We start from the raw sequence: 14619 nt of genomic DNA, 5'->3' as shown, positions 1-14619 counted from the left end.
GTGGAATATTACGGGCGGGAGTGCAGCGCCGTCCGGGCCGCGCGAATACCAGAAAAAGCCCTCTTGACTTAGAGCGCGCTCTAACCCGTATCCGTAGCTGCGTCGTGACGAGAGCAGGGGCTCATGAAGATCGGTGAACTGGCAAAGCGCTCGGGTCTGTCGGCCCATACCATCCGCTATTATGAGCGGATCGGGCTGCTGCCCTATGCGGACCGGGACTCTTCGAGCCAACGGGACTACGACGCATCGATCCTGATCTGGATCGAATTCCTCGGCCGTCTGCGCACGACCGGGATGCCGATCCGGGACATGCTGCGCTATGCGGCTCTGCGGGAGCGCGGCGCCGGCACCGAGGCGGAGCGGCGTGAAATGCTGGAGCGGCATCGCGACCGCGTCCGCGCCCATCTGGCCGAACTCGAAGCCTCGCTTCTCGTCCTCGACAGCAAGATCGCCGGCTATGCCGGCCCCGACCAGAGGATGAAGGACTATGACGCAACCCCACCAGTACGCCGCCGAAAGCCGGTTGGAGCGCGGACGGCGCGTGCTCGCTGAAATCGACGGCGAGGCCGGAGAGAAAGTCGTCGCCTCGCTCGCCGACATCGCGCCGGATTTTGCCACCTATGTGCTCGAATTCCCGTTCGGCGACATCTACAGCCGCCCCGGCCTCGATCTGCGCGCCCGCGAGATCGCGACCATCGCCGCGCTGACGGCGCTCGGCAATGCGGCGCCGCAGCTCAAGGTGCATATCGAGGCCGGCCTCAATGTCGGCCTGACGCGCGAGGAGATCACCGAGACCATCATGCAGATGGCGGTCTATGCGGGCTTTCCGGCGGCGGTCAACGGGCTGTTCGCCGCCAAGGAGGTGTTTGCGCAGCGGTCTGACAAGGGATAGAGCGTGCGCTATGGTTGCTTTGGATGTCTTGTTCACGGATATCGGGCCGGCAGCGTGATAAATCCGATGGTCGCAGTGTAGGGAGGCAAGCATGGTGAGACGGGCGCCGATGAAATCCGCACGGGGCGCGACGGCAACCGGGGCGCAGGCGACGGGAACCGCCGCTCTTGGATCGCTTGCTTTGGGCGCGATGGCGCTCGGCGCGATGGCCGTCGGCGCGCTGGCGATCGGGCGGCTCTCGGTCGGCCGCGCGCGGCTGCGGCGGGTGGAGATCGGGGAACTGGTGGTCGGGCGGCTCGACATTGCCGCGAGCGGCCCCCAAGCCGGAACGCTGACCGCCGTGACCCGCATCCGCGCGGCTCCGGGCAAAGGCGACGCGATGGCCGAGCTCTTGCGCGATCATCTGCCGCCGGGCAGCCCGGATTGGCCCGGACTGCTTTCCGGTCCGCCGCAACGCTCGACGGGCGATCCCGACCGCTTCGTGCTCTACCAGCAATGTCCCGACGAGGCGGCATTCGAGCACTACGCCCATGCGCGTCTCGATGTCCTGCGCCGGCAGATTGCCGAGCAGGGGCTCGCGGCGGATTCTGGCGCTGATGCGGTCGAGGTCGAGCTTTACCGGACGATCTGAGCGGGATCGCATAAGGCGGTATGGGCCAGCGCCGCGATCTGTCTCACCAGCCCAAGTCGCCGCAGCCTTTCCCTCTCCCAGGGGGAGAGGGTGGCGCGCGAAGCGTGCCGGGTGAGGGGGTAATGCCTCTCCGTGTGACACGGCGGCTCACGGAAAATCCTTAGGGACTTTGGTAAATCGCCCCGGCCGAAGAGCTGCGGACGGAAGGAGCCGCGCCATTTCACCGACAGGCATTACCCCCTCACCCTATCCCTCTCCCCATGAAGACCTTTGCAAAACTTCGATTCCTTCGCCCCGGCCGTTAGAGCCGGGGCCCACTCGCCTCTCCGCTTGCCGCAGCAATAGCGGAAATATGATTGGGTCCCGGCTCGGCCTGACGGCCGTCCGGGACGACGGGGAGAGGACCTTCGATACGCAAAGGTCTCCAAGGGGAGAGGGAGNCGGAAATATGATTGGGTCCCGGCTCGGCCTGACGGCCGTCCGGGACGACGGGGAGAGGACCTTCGATACGCAAAGGTCTCAGGGGACTGCTGCGGATCGGGTTTTAACCGTGGCTGCCCTAATACCGGTCGTTGCTCTCGTAATCGTCATTGTCGTCGCCGCCATTGTCGTCGTTGCGGTCCTGGCGGTAGCTGCGATTGCCGCCTTGTCCCTCGTTCCGCTCCGAGCCGTTGGATGCGCCGCGCCGCACCGGCGGCATCACCACCGTGGGGCTGTTGCACAGCTTATCTTGGCGCTCGTTGACGCCGCAGGCGCGCGGCTTGAGATCGCGGCTGAAGCAGATGCGCAGATCGCCGAGCCGCCGGTCGCGGCAGGAGACGCTCATCATATCGGCCGTCAATTGCGGATTGGCCTTCAGGAACTCGTTCTCGACCTCGCCGGGCGATATCGTCAGCGAGCCGTCCGGATTCTGGAACCGCGCCGGGATCTTGATGCTGTCGAACAGCCGCCGCGCGGTGCCGAAATATTCCTGCGGCGGCAGGCCCGAGCAGGTGCCGTGCTTGCGGTATTCATGGATCACCAGCCGCTTGCTCGGCATGATGTCGAGCATCTTGTCGATCAGCTCGTTCGGCACCCAGGGGCGCTGGGGCAGGCGGCAATCGCCGGGCCAGCCGCGCTCATATTGCGGCCACAGCCCATGCAGGATGAAGGAATAGGGGCGCTCGCCGCTGCATTGCGGTTCGCCGGGCCGGGGATTGGCGGCACGCGTCGCGCAATAGCTCGGCGACCAGTTCAGCACCAGCGCGTAATAGTCGAACTCGCCCGGCACGTTCTTGTCCTGGGCCCGCGCATCCGCCGGCGCCAGGACGATCAGCGCGAGCAAGGCCGCAAGCAGCCGCCCCATGAATGTCATTTGCCTTTACCCTCTTTTTCCGCCAGTGCCGCATAGGCCCCCGCGACATTGTCGATTGCGCCTTTCAAGGCGGTGTCGAAACTGACGCCCGTCATTTTCCATTGCGCATCCGCCGCCCCCGTCACCGCCATGTTGACGTTCCAATAGGCATTGCCGTCGAAATCCAGCGTGCCGTAGAGCGCCGCATCGGCCCCAAGCGCCTCGGCCGCCTTCATGAGCCTGGCCCTGTCGCCCACCGCCACCTCGTCATAGCTCACGGCGTTTTGAGTCTCCTCCGGCAGCACGATCGGCACGGCGCGTTTGGCGGACGCGCCCTTCAGCACCTCGCGCTGTCCATAGCCGTCGCGGCCCTCGCGGGACAGTAGGTATTTCCCCCGAGGCTCGCTGACGCCGACCCAGATCGCGACCACCGGGCGCTTCGCCGACCATTTCGCCAGCCCCGCTACCTTCAGCGCCGAGTCGAATTTTTCCGCGTCGAACCGCATGCGCAGGAAATGCGGCCGGTCGCGCGTGCCCTGCTCGTCATGGATCGGAATGCCCTTCATCCGGTCCTCATAGGTGAACTCGGCCATCAGCTCGGCGGCGCGCGCGATGATGGCCTTGCCCTCTCCTGTGCCGGCCAGTTGCGCCTTTCCGGTCAGCTTGATCAAGACATCCTCCGCGCCGATGGCAAAGCCACGGCCGCGCTCGCGTTCATCCGTGCCGGTGACAATGGTTTCGGCCTTGTAAAGTTCATCGCTCTGCGCGCGCGCCGGCCCGGCGGGCAAGGCGAGCATTGCGGACACCAAAGCGGCGGCGATCCTTGCGCCTTGAATGAGATGCATGATGAAGCCCTTGCTAGAAAATTAGCGCCTGGGCGGCTTGCGGAGCACGCGTTCCAGGATGCGGGGCAGCACCGTGCCGACCGAGCGGGCCAGCGATTTGAGGAACGTGTCGGTCGGCGTGTCCCGCCCGGATGAGCGCGCCGGCCGGTCCCTGACCTCACCCCTGCCTGGAATTTTCGGCACCCGGAACTCGCCGTGCCGCGCAAAGCCGTCCTCTCCCGTATCGGCGGAAGTTGATGCTTCCGTTCTGCGCTTCAGCATCTCATAGGCGGTGGAGCGATCCAAGGCTTCCTCATAGACGCCCTTCACCGGGCTCTGCGCGATCACCGCGCGGCGCTCCTCCGGCGTCAGCGGGCCGAGCCGCGATGAGGGCGGACGGATCAGCGTGCGCTGCACGATGGAGGGCTCGCCATTCGGCTCGAGCGTCGAGACCAGCGCCTCGCCGACGCCGAGCTCCATGATGACGCGCTCGGCATCGAATTTTGGGTTCGGCCGGAAGGTGCTGGCCGCCGCCTTGACCGCCCGCTGCTCGCGCGGGGTGAAGGCGCGCAGGGCGTGCTGGATGCGGTTGCCGAGCTGGCTCGACACGCTGTCCGGCACGTCGAGCGGGTTCTGCGTCACGAAATAGACGCCGATGCCCTTGGAGCGGATCAGCCGGGCGATTTGCTCAATGCGCTCGATCAGCGCCTTGGGCGCTTCGTCGAACAGCAGATGCGCCTCGTCGAAGAAAAAGACGAGCTTGGGTTTGTCCGGGTCGCCCGCCTCCGGCATCTTGCGGAACAGCTCGTTCAGCAGCCAGAGCAGGAAGGTCGAATAGAGGCGCGGCGTCGACATCAGCCGGTCGGCGGCGAGGATGCTGATATAGCCGCGCCCGTCCGAATCCTTGCGCATGAAATCGGCGATATCGAAAGCCGGCTCGCCGAAGAAATGCGCCGCCGATTGCTGCTCCATCACCAGGAGCCGCCGCTGGATCGCCCCGACCGAGCTCTTCGAGACATTGCCGTATTTCTGCGACAGCTCGTCGGCGCGCTCGGAGACATTGCCGATCAGCGCCCTTAGATCCTTCAGGTCGATCAGCGGCAGCTTCTCGTCCTGCGCGACGCGGAAGGCGATGTTGAGCACGCCTTCCTGCACATCGTTCAGCTCCATCAGCCGGGCGAGCAGCAGCGCGCCCATATCCTCGACGGTCGCGCGGACCGGATGGCCCTGCTCGCCGAACAGATCCCAGAACATCACCGGGAAGGCGCGGTAGGCATAATCCTCGAGCCCCACCTCCTTGGCGCGCTTTTCCAGAAACGGCTTCGACACGCCCGCCTCGGCGAGCCCGGCGAGGTCGCCCTTGACGTCGGCGGCGAAGACCGGGACGCCGGCATCGGAAAAGCCCTCCGCCATGATCTGCAGCGACACCGTCTTGCCGGTGCCGGTCGCGCCGGTGATCAGCCCGTGCCGGTTCGCCAGCCGAAGCAGCAGCCGCTCCGGCTTGACGCTCGCGCCGAGAAAAACCGCATCATCCGTTGGGCCGCTCATAATCCTGTCCTTGTTGATGAATCCGGTCTCATGCAGCTTCGCTGCTTCAAATTCCGATTGAGCTATTGCGCGAACTGCATAACATTTTCTAAGAGGTTCGCAATCTTATCGGTCCATTGCTGTAGGGGTGCGGGACTTTAAGGAAGACTGAGGAGGGCAGTGTGAACTACAAAATTGAAAAGATTGAAGGCATCGGTCCGAAATTCGCGGCAAAGCTCGAAAAGGTCGGCATCAAGAACACCCAGCAGCTTCTGGACAAGGCCGCGACCCGCAAGGGCCGCAAGGATCTGTCGACCGAAAGCGGGGTCGACGAGACCCTGATTTTGAAATGGGCAAATATGGCCGATTTGATGCGGATCAAAGGGGTCGGCGAGGAATTTTCCGAGCTGCTGGAAGTCGCCGGGGTGGACACGGTGAAGGAGCTGTCGAAGCGCCGCGCCGACAATCTGCACAAGGCGATGCTGGAGGCCAATGAGAAGCGCAAAATGGTCCGGCAATTGCCCGGCCTCGCGCAGGTCGAAAGCTGGGTCGCGCAGGCCAAGACCATCGAGCCGGTGATGAAATACTGATACGGCCGGGTTGCGCCGCCGCGTATTCGATAACCTTTCGGATACATCGCGCGCCCGCTTCCCGCATCCGTATTAGCCCTTAGACGTAAACACGGTAATCGCTGCGGCAATTTTCCGTAAAGGGTGATAGAGGCGTCGGCAGCCGGATGATTCCGCCGTCGGCGGTCCAGTGATGCTGGACGCTCGGGGGCGCCTCTGATTAAGATACGGGCATGAACGACTTGCATTTGGCCGGCGCGTTTCCGGGCGTTTCTTTCGCGGATTGGCAGCGGGCCGCGCTGAAGGCCCTGCGCGGCGGCGCGCTCGGCGAGCTGAATTCCGCGCTCTATGAGGGCATCGAGGCCGCGCCGCTCTACACTGCCGCCGATGGCGGGGAAGCCGCGCGCCTGTCGGGCCAGCTCGGCGCCTCGCCCTTCATTCGCGGCGAACGGCGGCCGGCGACGGAGCGCCCCTGGTCGATCATCCAGTTCCTCGACCATCTCGACATCGCCGAAGCCAACCGTCAGCTCAAGGAAGATATTGCGGGCGGCGCCAAATGCTTCTGGCTGCAATTCGGCGGGCAGATCCCCTATGGCGGCGCCACCATCGGCGCGCGCCGGGTCGAGACGCTGGAGAAGGTTTTCAGCGGCGTCGCGCTGGACGAAATCGGCATCCTGATTTCCGGCGGTTTCGACGCCATTGCCGGCACGGGCCTGATGGCGGCGCTGGTGGAGAAGCGCGGCACGCCGCCCGCCCGGCTCAAGGGCTCGGCCGGGCTCGACCCGCTCAGCCTCTATGCCGCCAGCGGCTCCGTCCCCGCCGAGCGCGAGCGGGCGCTGTCCGAGGCGGTCGACGTCGCCACCTATCTGCGCGAGAAATCCTACGGCTGGCGGCCGTTCCTGGTCTCCGACCGCGCCTGGCACCAGGCGGGCGGATCGGCGCGTGAGGAGCTGGCCTTCTCACTCGCCGCCGCCGTCGCCTATTGGCAGGCGCTGATCGATGCCGGCTGGCCGCTCGACGAGGCCGCCGACGCCATCGGCTTTTCGCTGACCGCCGACACCGACATTTTCGTCGCCATCGCCAAATTCCGCGCCATGCGGGCGCTCTGGGCGCGCGTCACCGAAGCCGCCGGCATCAAGCCGCGCCGCGCCCCGCTGATCGCCGCCATGTCCTTCCGCGCCATCACCGAGCGCGACCCGCATGTCAATCTGCTGCGCGCGACCGCCGCCGCTTTCGGCGCCGGCGTCGGCGGTGCGGATGCCGTGTTGCTGATCCCGTTCAACACCCGCCACGGCACGCCCGACGCCTTCGCGCGCCGCCTCGCCCGCAACACGCAGCTCGTCCTGCAGGAAGAGGCCTATATCGGCCGCGTCGCCGACGCGGCGGGCGGCTCCTGGTATGTCGAGAGCCTGACGCATCAGCTCGCCGCCGCCGCCTGGGGCGAATTCCGCGCGGTCGAAGCGACCGGCGGCCTGCTCGCCGCGCTCGAAGCCGGGCTCGTCGAGCGCAAGCTGACCGATGTGCTGTTGCGGCGCAGCGCCAACCTCGCCCGCAACCGCGACAAGATCACCGGCGTCTCGTCCTATCCCAATCTCGCCGAAGAGCCGATCTTTTCGCGCCCCGAGGATCTTGCCATCGACCTCGCCGCGCTCGACGAGGAAGGCGAAGTCCCGCAATTGCCGCCGGCCGGCAAGGGCAAGCGTTTCGGCGCCATCGTCGCCGCCGCCGCCAATGGCGCGACGCTCAAAGGCCTCGAGCGCGCTTGCGAGAACCTGCTCGAGCGCTTCGACTTCATTCCGCCGACCGCCGACCGTACCGCCGAGGCCTTCGAACAGCTCCGTGCCGCCTCCGACCGCGCCATGAGCCGCGTCCGCGCCCGGCCGCCGATATTCCTCGCCAATCTCGGCGCGCTCGCCGACTACAATGCGCGCGCGGGCTGGGCCAAGAATTTCTTCGCCGCCGGCGGCATCGAAGCCTTCGATGAGGGCGGCTTCACCGACCTCGCCAAGCTGACCCGCGCCTTCCAGCGCAGCCCCGCGCCGAGCGTGTGCATCTGCGCCTCGGACAAGACGCTCGCCGCCATGCCCGGCGTCGCCGCCGCGCTAAAAGGGGCAGGGGCGGTCGCGGTCTATCTGGCGGCGGAGCCCTCGGCGCTGGCGATGCTGGCCGATGCCGATAAGCGGGCCATCGACCGGATCGTTCACGATGGCTGCAACATGTTGAAGATGCTTACGGAATTGCATCATATCATGCGGGTGAAGGAACTCGGCGAGGTCGAGTCGGAGGAATTCGACGAGGATGACGACGCCGCCGAACCCCGCAGCCGATCATAACGGACCCGTGACGCCATGAGCCGCTTGCCGAATTTTGGTCAGATGGACTGGGCGCTTCCGGAATCGGGAGCAGCATCGGCCGCGCCGGGCGAAGGCTGGATGACGCCGGAAGGCATCGCGCTCGATCCGGTTTACGACGCATCGGCGCTCGACGGCCTCGACTTCCTCGAAACGCTTCCCGGCATGGCTCCCTATCTGCGCGGGCCGTATCCGACCATGTATGTCCAGCAGCCCTGGACCATCCGGCAATATGCCGGCTTCTCGACCGCCGAAGAGTCGAACGCCTTCTACCGCCGCAATCTGGCCGCCGGGCAGAAGGGCCTCTCCATCGCGTTCGATCTGGCCACCCATCGGGGCTATGACAGCGACCATCCCCGCGTCAAAGGCGATGTCGGCATGGCGGGCGTCGCGATCGATTCGATCTACGACATGCGCACGCTGTTCGACGGCATCCCGCTCGGCGAGATGACCGTGTCGATGACCATGAACGGCGCAGTGCTGCCGGTGCTCGCGCTCTATATCGTGGCGGCGGAAGAGCAGGGCGTGCCGCCGGAAAAACTCGCCGGGACCATCCAGAACGACATCCTCAAGGAGTTCATGGTCCGCAACACCTACATCTATCCGCCGACGCCCTCGATGCGGATCATCTCCGACATCTTCGCCTACACCTCGAAGCACATGCCGAAGTTCAACTCGATCTCGATCTCCGGCTATCACATGCAGGAAGCCGGGGCGACGGCCGACCTGGAACTGGGCTACACGCTGGCCGACGGCATGGATTACGTGCGCGCCGGCATCAAGACCGGCCTCGCCATCGACGATTTTGCGCCGCGCCTGTCCTTCTTCTGGGCCATCGGCATGAACTTCTTCATGGAAGTCGCCAAGATGCGCGCGGGCCGCCTGATCTGGGCGAAGATCATGAAGGACCTCGGCGCGAAGGACTCGCGCTCGCTTTCCTTGCGCGCCCATTGCCAGACCTCGGGCTGGTCGCTGACGGCGCAGGACGTCTACAACAATGTCGCCCGTACCTGCGTCGAGGCGCTGGCGGCGACCCATGGCGGCACGCAGTCGCTGCACACCAATGCGCTCGACGAAGCGCTCGCCTTGCCGACCGATTTCTCCGCCCGCATCGCCCGCAACACGCAGCTTTTCATCGCCCAGGAGACCGGCACCACCCGCGTCATCGACCCCTGGGGCGGCAGCTATTATGTCGAGCGGCTGACCTATGAGCTGGCGAAGAAGGCCTGGGCGCATATCGAGGAGGTCGAGGCGCTGGGCGGCATGGCTAAGGCCATCGACGCCGGCCTGCCGAAGATGCGCATCGAGGAGGCCGCCGCACGGACGCAGGCCCGCATCGACTCAGGCGCGCAGACCATCGTCGGCGTCAACAAATACAAGCCGCTCGCCGACCGGCCCATCGACGTGCTGGTGGTCGACAATTCGGCGGTCAGGGCCAAGCAGATCGAGAAGCTGAAGCGGCTGCGCGCCGAACGCAAGGAAAGCGAAACCCAGGCCGCGCTCGCCGCGTTGACCAAGGCCGCCGAAAGCGGGCAGGGCAATCTGCTCGAGCTATCGATCAAGGCGGCGCGGGCCAAGGCCACGGTCGGCGAGATTTCCGACGCCATGGAGAAGGCCTTTGGCCGCCACCGCATCGACACCCGCGCCGTGTCGGGCGTCTACCGGCAGGAGATCGGGCATATGAATGAGGATGTGCGCCGCGTGCTCGCGCTGACCGATGCGTTCGAGGCCAATGATGGCCGCCGCCCGCGTATCCTGGTCGCCAAGATCGGCCAGGACGGCCATGATCGCGGCCAGAAGGTGATCGCCTCGGCCTTCGCCGATCTCGGCTTCGACGTCGATATCGGCGCGCTGTTCGCGACGCCCGCCGAATGCGCGCGGCAAGCCATCGAGAACGACGTGCATATTATCGGCGTCTCCTCTCTCGCCGCCGGCCATCTGACGCTGGTGCCCGAGCTGAAGGGCGAACTCACGGCGCAAGGCCGCCCGGACATCATGATCGCGGTCGGCGGCGTCATCCCGCCGCAGGATTACGATGCGCTTTACGCCGCCGGCGCCAAGGCCATTTTCGGCCCCGGCACGGTGATCGCGACGGCGGCGACGGATCTGCTGTGCAAATTGAACGCACAGCTTGGCTATTCGACGCTGGAAGCGGCTGAATAGCGGCGACTGTTCATCTCGACTGCGTTAACCTTGGCTGTTATTGCCGCGCCGGTTTCGCGAGGAGGCCCCGGCGCCGGGGGAACGCGCATTGGCGCGAGCGCTGGGGGGACCGATGCAGGAGCGCAGACAGCAAGCAGGCGCCAGCCGGCCGCGCAAATTTCTCCTGTCGCTGAGCGGCGTGACGCTTTTGTTCCTGGCCGGGCTGATCGTCTATCCCGGCTGGCATCCGGTGTTCCGCCTCGGCCTCGTCGCGCTGCTGGCGCTCATCATGCTCACCGCGCTGACGACGACGCGCGGGCCGATCCTGTGCCGCTGCGTGCTGCCGCTGCTGATCGGGGTGTTCTGCGTCGAGAGCTATATCCTGCTGCATGGGTTGGATGTCGCGCCGGAGATCACGAAGTTCTTCGTTTTCGGCGACAAATATAACGAGATTTTCTATTCCGGCATCGCCACGCTCTACGCCATCATCACCGCCCTGGCGCTGGTCAAGGGCATCGAGGATTTTGACGCCACCAAGCGCCACGTCTCGGACGAGGCCTATAAGGTGCGCGCCATTTCCGAGATGACGCATTATTTTGAGATCGACAAGGACGGCGAGGCGCGCAATGCCGTGCTCAGCCTCCGGCGCAATTTGCTTCGCTACACGGCGAACGTCGCGGCCTTGCGGGATCAGCGGATCGACGATGAGAATCTGCGGCTGCTGCGCGACTGCCAGCGCCACATCGCCAAGCTCGAGCCGCGCGACGCCAACGATCAGGAATCGCTGCAGGTCATGGTCTCGGCGCATAGCGAGCTGGGGACGCTGCGCTCGAAGCGGATCAACGCCATCGGCGAGAAAATCCCGCGCTATCTGATCGCCGCGCTCTGGCTGATGGCGCTGGCGCTGATCCTGCCGTTCACCGCTGAGCCGCTGGTCATTCCGGCCACGCCGCCGGAGCTCGGCCTCGTCGATAATCCGGCGCGCTTCGGGCAGTATTACATCATTTTCCTGCTCGGGGCGCTGAACAGCTTCCTGCTGCTCATGCTCTCGGATATCAGCGATCCGTTCGAGGGCTTCTGGGTGGTCAGCATGCAGCCCTTCCGGGTGCTGTCCGCCGCCCTTGGCGAGGATCTGGGTGAGATCTCCGCCGCCGGGCCGGTTCAAGCCGCATTGGCGACGGTCGCGTCGTCCTCGCCGGGGACTTTTGCCGGCTCGTCCAGCAGCTCGCGAATATAGAGCTTGGTGACCAGCACGTAGCAGAGCACCGCGAGCGGCGTGGCCAGCACGAGGCCCACCGGGCCGAACAGCAGGCCGAAGGCGAGGATGGCGAACATCGTGACGACGGGCGGCAGGGCGGCCAGCTTCTGCTGGATCAGCGGCATGATGAGGTTGGATTCGAGCTGCTGCACCACGACGACGACGCCGATGGTCCAGATCGCGGTGGTCCAGTCGATGGAGACCGCCAGCAGCACGGCCGGAATGGCGCCGAGGATCGGGCCGACGATGGGGATGAATTCGGCCAGCGCCGAGATCAGGCCGAGCGCCAGCGGCGAGGGCAGCCCGATCAGCCAGAGGCCGATGCCGGTCAGCGCGCCGACCATCATCATGGCGATGAGCTGCGCCAGCAGCCATTGCTTGAGCGCGGAGGCGGAGGTGTCGAGCGTATCGGCGAAGAGGTCGCGCTCCGAATTGGGCACCAGCATCAGCACGCCCCTGTGGTAGAGGTCGGGCTGCGCGGCAAGGAAGACGGCGGCGACGAAGACCAGGAGCAGGTTGCCGACGAGGTTGATCAGGAAGCCGGCGGCGGAGGTGATCTGGATCAGGATGCTGCCGGTATTGGTGCGCAGCTCCTCCATCAGCTTGCCGGTGATGTCGCCGACGCCGAGCCGCGTCTGCAAGCTGGCGATCGCCCCAGGCAGGCGCTGGGCGACATCGTCGAGCTGGGTCATGATCTGGCCGCCGAACTGGAACAGCACGCCGCCGAGCAGGCCGACGATGGCGAGGATGACCAGCGCCAGCGCAAAGGAGCGCGAGAGCGGCGTGTGGCGCTCGACGAAATCGGCGCCGCCGTCCAGCATCAGCGCGAACAGCACGGCGGCGAAGAGCAAGAGCAGGGCAGGCAGAAGCTGCCAGATCAGAAGGGCTAGGACGACGATCGCCGCCACGATCAAAACGCGGCGAAAAAATGTCCAGTCGCTCATTTTCGATTCCCCAGTGCGGCGCGTGGTCGGCATGGCGTTCGGTGCCCGGTCAGGTTGCTGTGACCGATCAAACCTTCGCGAGCGCTATGGTTTCCGCAAGGGCTGTGGTTTTGGCTCCGCACAAGGCCGGCGAGGGGGCAAATCTGCGGTGCAGCGATGCAACTTGGCGCTGAAAAGCGGCGGCCAAAGGCCGATCCGGCGACGTCCATTAAGACGGCGGACACCAGTTCGGGTTACATTGTATGCGAGATCAGCACGGTTAAGCTCGCGTCAATTTCCGGGAACCAAATACGAATTTGGCGCATTTATGGAGCGATACGGCCTTCGACAGGGCCGGGAGAATTCGGGAGTTAGAGTTATGACGATGATGAACGGATTTGACGCGGCGGAAATCGACATCCTCGACGAGGAGTATTTTGGCCCGCCCCCGCGCTTCCTGGTCGAAGACCGTCATGCCGACAGCTTTGCCTTGCCGCGCGTCCATGACGCGCACCTGCCGGCGCTGGCCCGCCTCAAGGAATTGCTCGGCGTTCGCTAGGCTGGCCGCGATTTCCCCTTCCTTGTCATCCCGCGAAGGCGTGGATCCAGTAAAGGCTAAGACGCTGTCGCTGCGGAGCACTGGATTCCCGCCTTCGCGGGATGACAGTGAGTACATCACCGGTGGCGCCTCGACGCTCGCAAATTTTGGCAATAGGGCCATACGAGCCGCAGCCAAGCTCCCTCTCCCTTGGGGAGAGGGCTGGGGTGAGGGGTTCGTGCCTCACCATTAACTCAACAACCCCTCACCCGGCTCGCTGACGCGCGCCGCCCTCTCCCCAAGGGAGAGGGCAAGGCTGCGGTCAAGCCGGGCACTGGGTACCAACACGAACGCTCGGCTGACGCGATCGCGTCAGCGCAGCTCGGCGCAGAAGCGCTGGATGCGGCGGCAGGCTTCTTCGAGCACGTCCGTCGAGGTCGCGTAGGAGATGCGGAAGAAGGGCGACAGCCCGAATGCCGCGCCATGCACCACCGCGACGCCTTCCTCTTCCAGCAGCGCCGTGACGAAATCCTCGTCCGTCTCGATCTTCTTGCCCTTGCCGCTGGTCTTGCCGAGGCAGCCCGCGCAGGACGGGTAGACGTAGAAGGCGCCTTCGGGCGTCGGGCAATCGATGCCCTTGGCCTGATTCAGCATCGAGACGACCAGATCGCGGCGCTCCTTGAACGCCTGCGCCCGCTCCTTCAGGAAATCCTGCGGCCCGTTCAGCGCCTCGACCGAGGCCCATTGGCTGATCGATGACGGGTTCGACACCGTCTGCGATTGCAGCTTGGTCATCGCCTTGATCAGCACTTCCGGCCCGGCGGCGTAGCCGATACGCCAGCCGGTCATGGCATAGGCTTTCGAGACGCCGTTCATGGTCAGCGTGCGCTCGTACAGGCCCGGCTCGACCTGGGCGGGCGTGACGAACTGGTAATCGTCATAGACCAGATGCTCATACATATCGTCGGTGAACACCCAGACATGGGGGTGCCGCATCAGCACATCCGTCAGCGCCTTCAGCTCGTCGCGCGAATAGGCGGCGCCGGTCGGGTTGGACGGGTGGTTGAAGATGAACCACTTGGTGTTGGGGGTGATCGCCTTCTCGAGCGCGTCCGGCTGAAGCTTGAATTTGTTCTCCAGCGTCGCCTCGGCGATGACCGGCGTGCCGCCGACCAGCGAGACGATGTCGGGATAGGAGACCCAATAGGGCGCGGGCACGATGACTTCATCGCCGGGATTGAGCGTCGCCATCATGGCGTTGAAGATGATCTTCTTGCCGCCGGGCGAAACGATGACCTGGCTCGGCTTGTAGGTCAGGCCATTCTCGCGCTTGAACTTGCGGCAGATGGCTTCCTTCAGCTCGGGGATGCCCTCGACATTGGTGTATTTCGTCTTGCCCTCGCGGATGGCCTTGATCGCGGCCTCCTTGATGTTGTCGGGCGTATCGAAATCCGGCTCGCCGGCGCCGAGCCCGATCACATCGTGGCCGGCGGCCTGCAATTCGCGCGCTTTCGTCGTGACGGCGATGGTCTGAGACGGCTGGACGCGGCCAAGCGCATCGGCGATCAGGCCCATGATAACCTCCGATCTCGTGGGGTGACGCGCAAAACTAGAGCAGGTTCGGGCAAAGT

The 14619-nt window shown here is 65.3% G+C and carries 13 protein-coding genes; 8 read left to right on the top strand and 5 right to left on the bottom strand.

The window, feature by feature from the left end:
- Positions 1–123: 123 nt before the first annotated feature.
- The 3 genes from BLEFHOIH_RS01915 to BLEFHOIH_RS01905 all read left to right on the top strand — a co-directional run bounded on the left by BLEFHOIH_RS01915 (position 124) and on the right by BLEFHOIH_RS01905 (position 1523).
- Positions 124–552, top strand: coding sequence for a MerR family transcriptional regulator (locus BLEFHOIH_RS01915; RefSeq protein WP_088342816.1), 429 nt, complete (start codon positions 124–126; stop codon positions 550–552).
- A complete protein-coding gene (locus tag BLEFHOIH_RS01910; protein WP_088342815.1) occupies positions 488–892 on the top strand; it encodes a carboxymuconolactone decarboxylase family protein in 405 nt (134 codons plus the stop codon). The genes BLEFHOIH_RS01915 and BLEFHOIH_RS01910 overlap by 65 nt, the downstream gene beginning before the upstream one ends.
- A 91-nt stretch (positions 893–983) precedes the next feature.
- Entirely contained in the window at positions 984–1523 is a 540-nt protein-coding gene (locus BLEFHOIH_RS01905; RefSeq protein WP_088342814.1) for an antibiotic biosynthesis monooxygenase, read from the top strand.
- 559 nt (positions 1524–2082) lie between these two features.
- Here BLEFHOIH_RS01905 and BLEFHOIH_RS01900 read toward each other — a convergent pair.
- From BLEFHOIH_RS01900 to BLEFHOIH_RS01890, 3 genes are read right to left on the bottom strand one after another with little or no spacing between them, the layout of a single operon-like run.
- On the bottom strand, positions 2083–2877 hold the full coding sequence (locus BLEFHOIH_RS01900) for a ribonuclease T2 (RefSeq protein WP_245296827.1): 795 nt from the start codon (positions 2875–2877) through the stop codon (positions 2083–2085).
- Positions 2874–3701, bottom strand: a complete 828-nt coding sequence (locus BLEFHOIH_RS01895; RefSeq protein WP_088342813.1) for a DUF2066 domain-containing protein — start codon at positions 3699–3701, stop codon at positions 2874–2876. The genes BLEFHOIH_RS01900 and BLEFHOIH_RS01895 overlap by 4 nt, the downstream gene beginning before the upstream one ends.
- A gap of 21 nt (positions 3702–3722) precedes the next feature.
- On the bottom strand, positions 3723–5228 hold the full coding sequence (locus BLEFHOIH_RS01890) for a helicase HerA-like domain-containing protein (RefSeq protein ID WP_088342812.1): 1506 nt from the start codon (positions 5226–5228) through the stop codon (positions 3723–3725).
- Positions 5229–5389: 161 nt separating this feature from the next.
- Here BLEFHOIH_RS01890 and BLEFHOIH_RS01885 point away from each other — a divergent pair, with 161 nt between their 5' ends.
- The 4 genes from BLEFHOIH_RS01885 to BLEFHOIH_RS01870 all read left to right on the top strand — a co-directional run bounded on the left by BLEFHOIH_RS01885 (position 5390) and on the right by BLEFHOIH_RS01870 (position 11506).
- A complete protein-coding gene (locus BLEFHOIH_RS01885) occupies positions 5390–5797 on the top strand; it encodes a DUF4332 domain-containing protein (protein ID WP_088342811.1) in 408 nt (135 codons plus the stop codon).
- Positions 5798–6009: 212 nt separating this feature from the next.
- A complete protein-coding gene (locus tag BLEFHOIH_RS01880; protein WP_088342810.1) occupies positions 6010–8109 on the top strand; it encodes a methylmalonyl-CoA mutase family protein in 2100 nt (699 codons plus the stop codon).
- Positions 8110–8151: 42 nt separating this feature from the next.
- Entirely contained in the window at positions 8152–10290 is a 2139-nt protein-coding gene (scpA, locus tag BLEFHOIH_RS01875; protein ID WP_245296829.1) for a methylmalonyl-CoA mutase, read from the top strand.
- 112 nt (positions 10291–10402) lie between these two features.
- Positions 10403–11506, top strand: coding sequence for a DUF4239 domain-containing protein (locus BLEFHOIH_RS01870; RefSeq protein WP_088342808.1), 1104 nt, complete (start codon positions 10403–10405; stop codon positions 11504–11506).
- Here the strand turns inward: BLEFHOIH_RS01870 and BLEFHOIH_RS01865 are convergent.
- Entirely contained in the window at positions 11431–12471 is a 1041-nt protein-coding gene (locus tag BLEFHOIH_RS01865; protein ID WP_170936943.1) for an AI-2E family transporter, read from the bottom strand. The two genes, BLEFHOIH_RS01870 and BLEFHOIH_RS01865, sit on opposite strands and share 76 nt — an antisense overlap.
- 358 nt (positions 12472–12829) lie before the next feature.
- Here BLEFHOIH_RS01865 and BLEFHOIH_RS01860 point away from each other — a divergent pair, with 358 nt between their 5' ends.
- Positions 12830–13009: a hypothetical protein gene (locus tag BLEFHOIH_RS01860; RefSeq protein ID WP_088342806.1), complete on the top strand. Its 180-nt coding sequence runs from the start codon at positions 12830–12832 to the stop codon at positions 13007–13009.
- A gap of 351 nt (positions 13010–13360) precedes the next feature.
- Here BLEFHOIH_RS01860 and BLEFHOIH_RS01855 read toward each other — a convergent pair whose 3' ends face one another.
- Entirely contained in the window at positions 13361–14563 is a 1203-nt protein-coding gene (locus BLEFHOIH_RS01855) for a pyridoxal phosphate-dependent aminotransferase (protein WP_088342805.1), read from the bottom strand.
- Between the last annotated feature and the right edge of the window lie 56 nt (positions 14564–14619).

This window comes from Rhodomicrobium sp. R_RK_3 (assembly GCF_002198715.1).
Classification (GTDB): Bacteria; Pseudomonadota; Alphaproteobacteria; order Rhizobiales; family Rhodomicrobiaceae; genus R-RK-3.
The sequence above is the reverse complement of the archived record's forward strand: the minus strand, read 5'-3'. Positions and strand labels throughout refer to the sequence as shown.

Bases quoted from the DNA above. Each gene is read 5' to 3' on its own strand.
- scpA (WP_245296829.1), top strand. From the start codon at position 8,152: ATGGACTGGGCGCTTCCGGAATCGGGAGCAGCATCGGCCGCGCCGGGC.
- BLEFHOIH_RS01855 (WP_088342805.1), bottom strand. From the start codon at position 14,563: ATGGGCCTGATCGCCGATGCGCTTGGCCGCGTCCAGCCGTCTCAGACC.
- BLEFHOIH_RS01880 (WP_088342810.1), top strand. From the start codon at position 6,010: ATGAACGACTTGCATTTGGCCGGCGCGTTTCCGGGCGTTTCTTTCGCG.
- BLEFHOIH_RS01870 (WP_088342808.1), top strand. From the start codon at position 10,403: ATGCAGGAGCGCAGACAGCAAGCAGGCGCCAGCCGGCCGCGCAAATTT.
- BLEFHOIH_RS01895 (WP_088342813.1), bottom strand. From the start codon at position 3,701: ATGCATCTCATTCAAGGCGCAAGGATCGCCGCCGCTTTGGTGTCCGCA.
- BLEFHOIH_RS01915 (WP_088342816.1), top strand. From the start codon at position 124: ATGAAGATCGGTGAACTGGCAAAGCGCTCGGGTCTGTCGGCCCATACC.
- BLEFHOIH_RS01890 (WP_088342812.1), bottom strand. From the start codon at position 5,228: ATGAGCGGCCCAACGGATGATGCGGTTTTTCTCGGCGCGAGCGTCAAG.
- BLEFHOIH_RS01905 (WP_088342814.1), top strand. From the start codon at position 984: ATGGTGAGACGGGCGCCGATGAAATCCGCACGGGGCGCGACGGCAACC.
- BLEFHOIH_RS01900 (WP_245296827.1), bottom strand. From the start codon at position 2,877: ATGACATTCATGGGGCGGCTGCTTGCGGCCTTGCTCGCGCTGATCGTC.
- BLEFHOIH_RS01865 (WP_170936943.1), bottom strand. From the start codon at position 12,471: ATGAGCGACTGGACATTTTTTCGCCGCGTTTTGATCGTGGCGGCGATC.
- BLEFHOIH_RS01860 (WP_088342806.1), top strand. From the start codon at position 12,830: ATGACGATGATGAACGGATTTGACGCGGCGGAAATCGACATCCTCGAC.
- BLEFHOIH_RS01910 (WP_088342815.1), top strand. From the start codon at position 488: ATGACGCAACCCCACCAGTACGCCGCCGAAAGCCGGTTGGAGCGCGGA.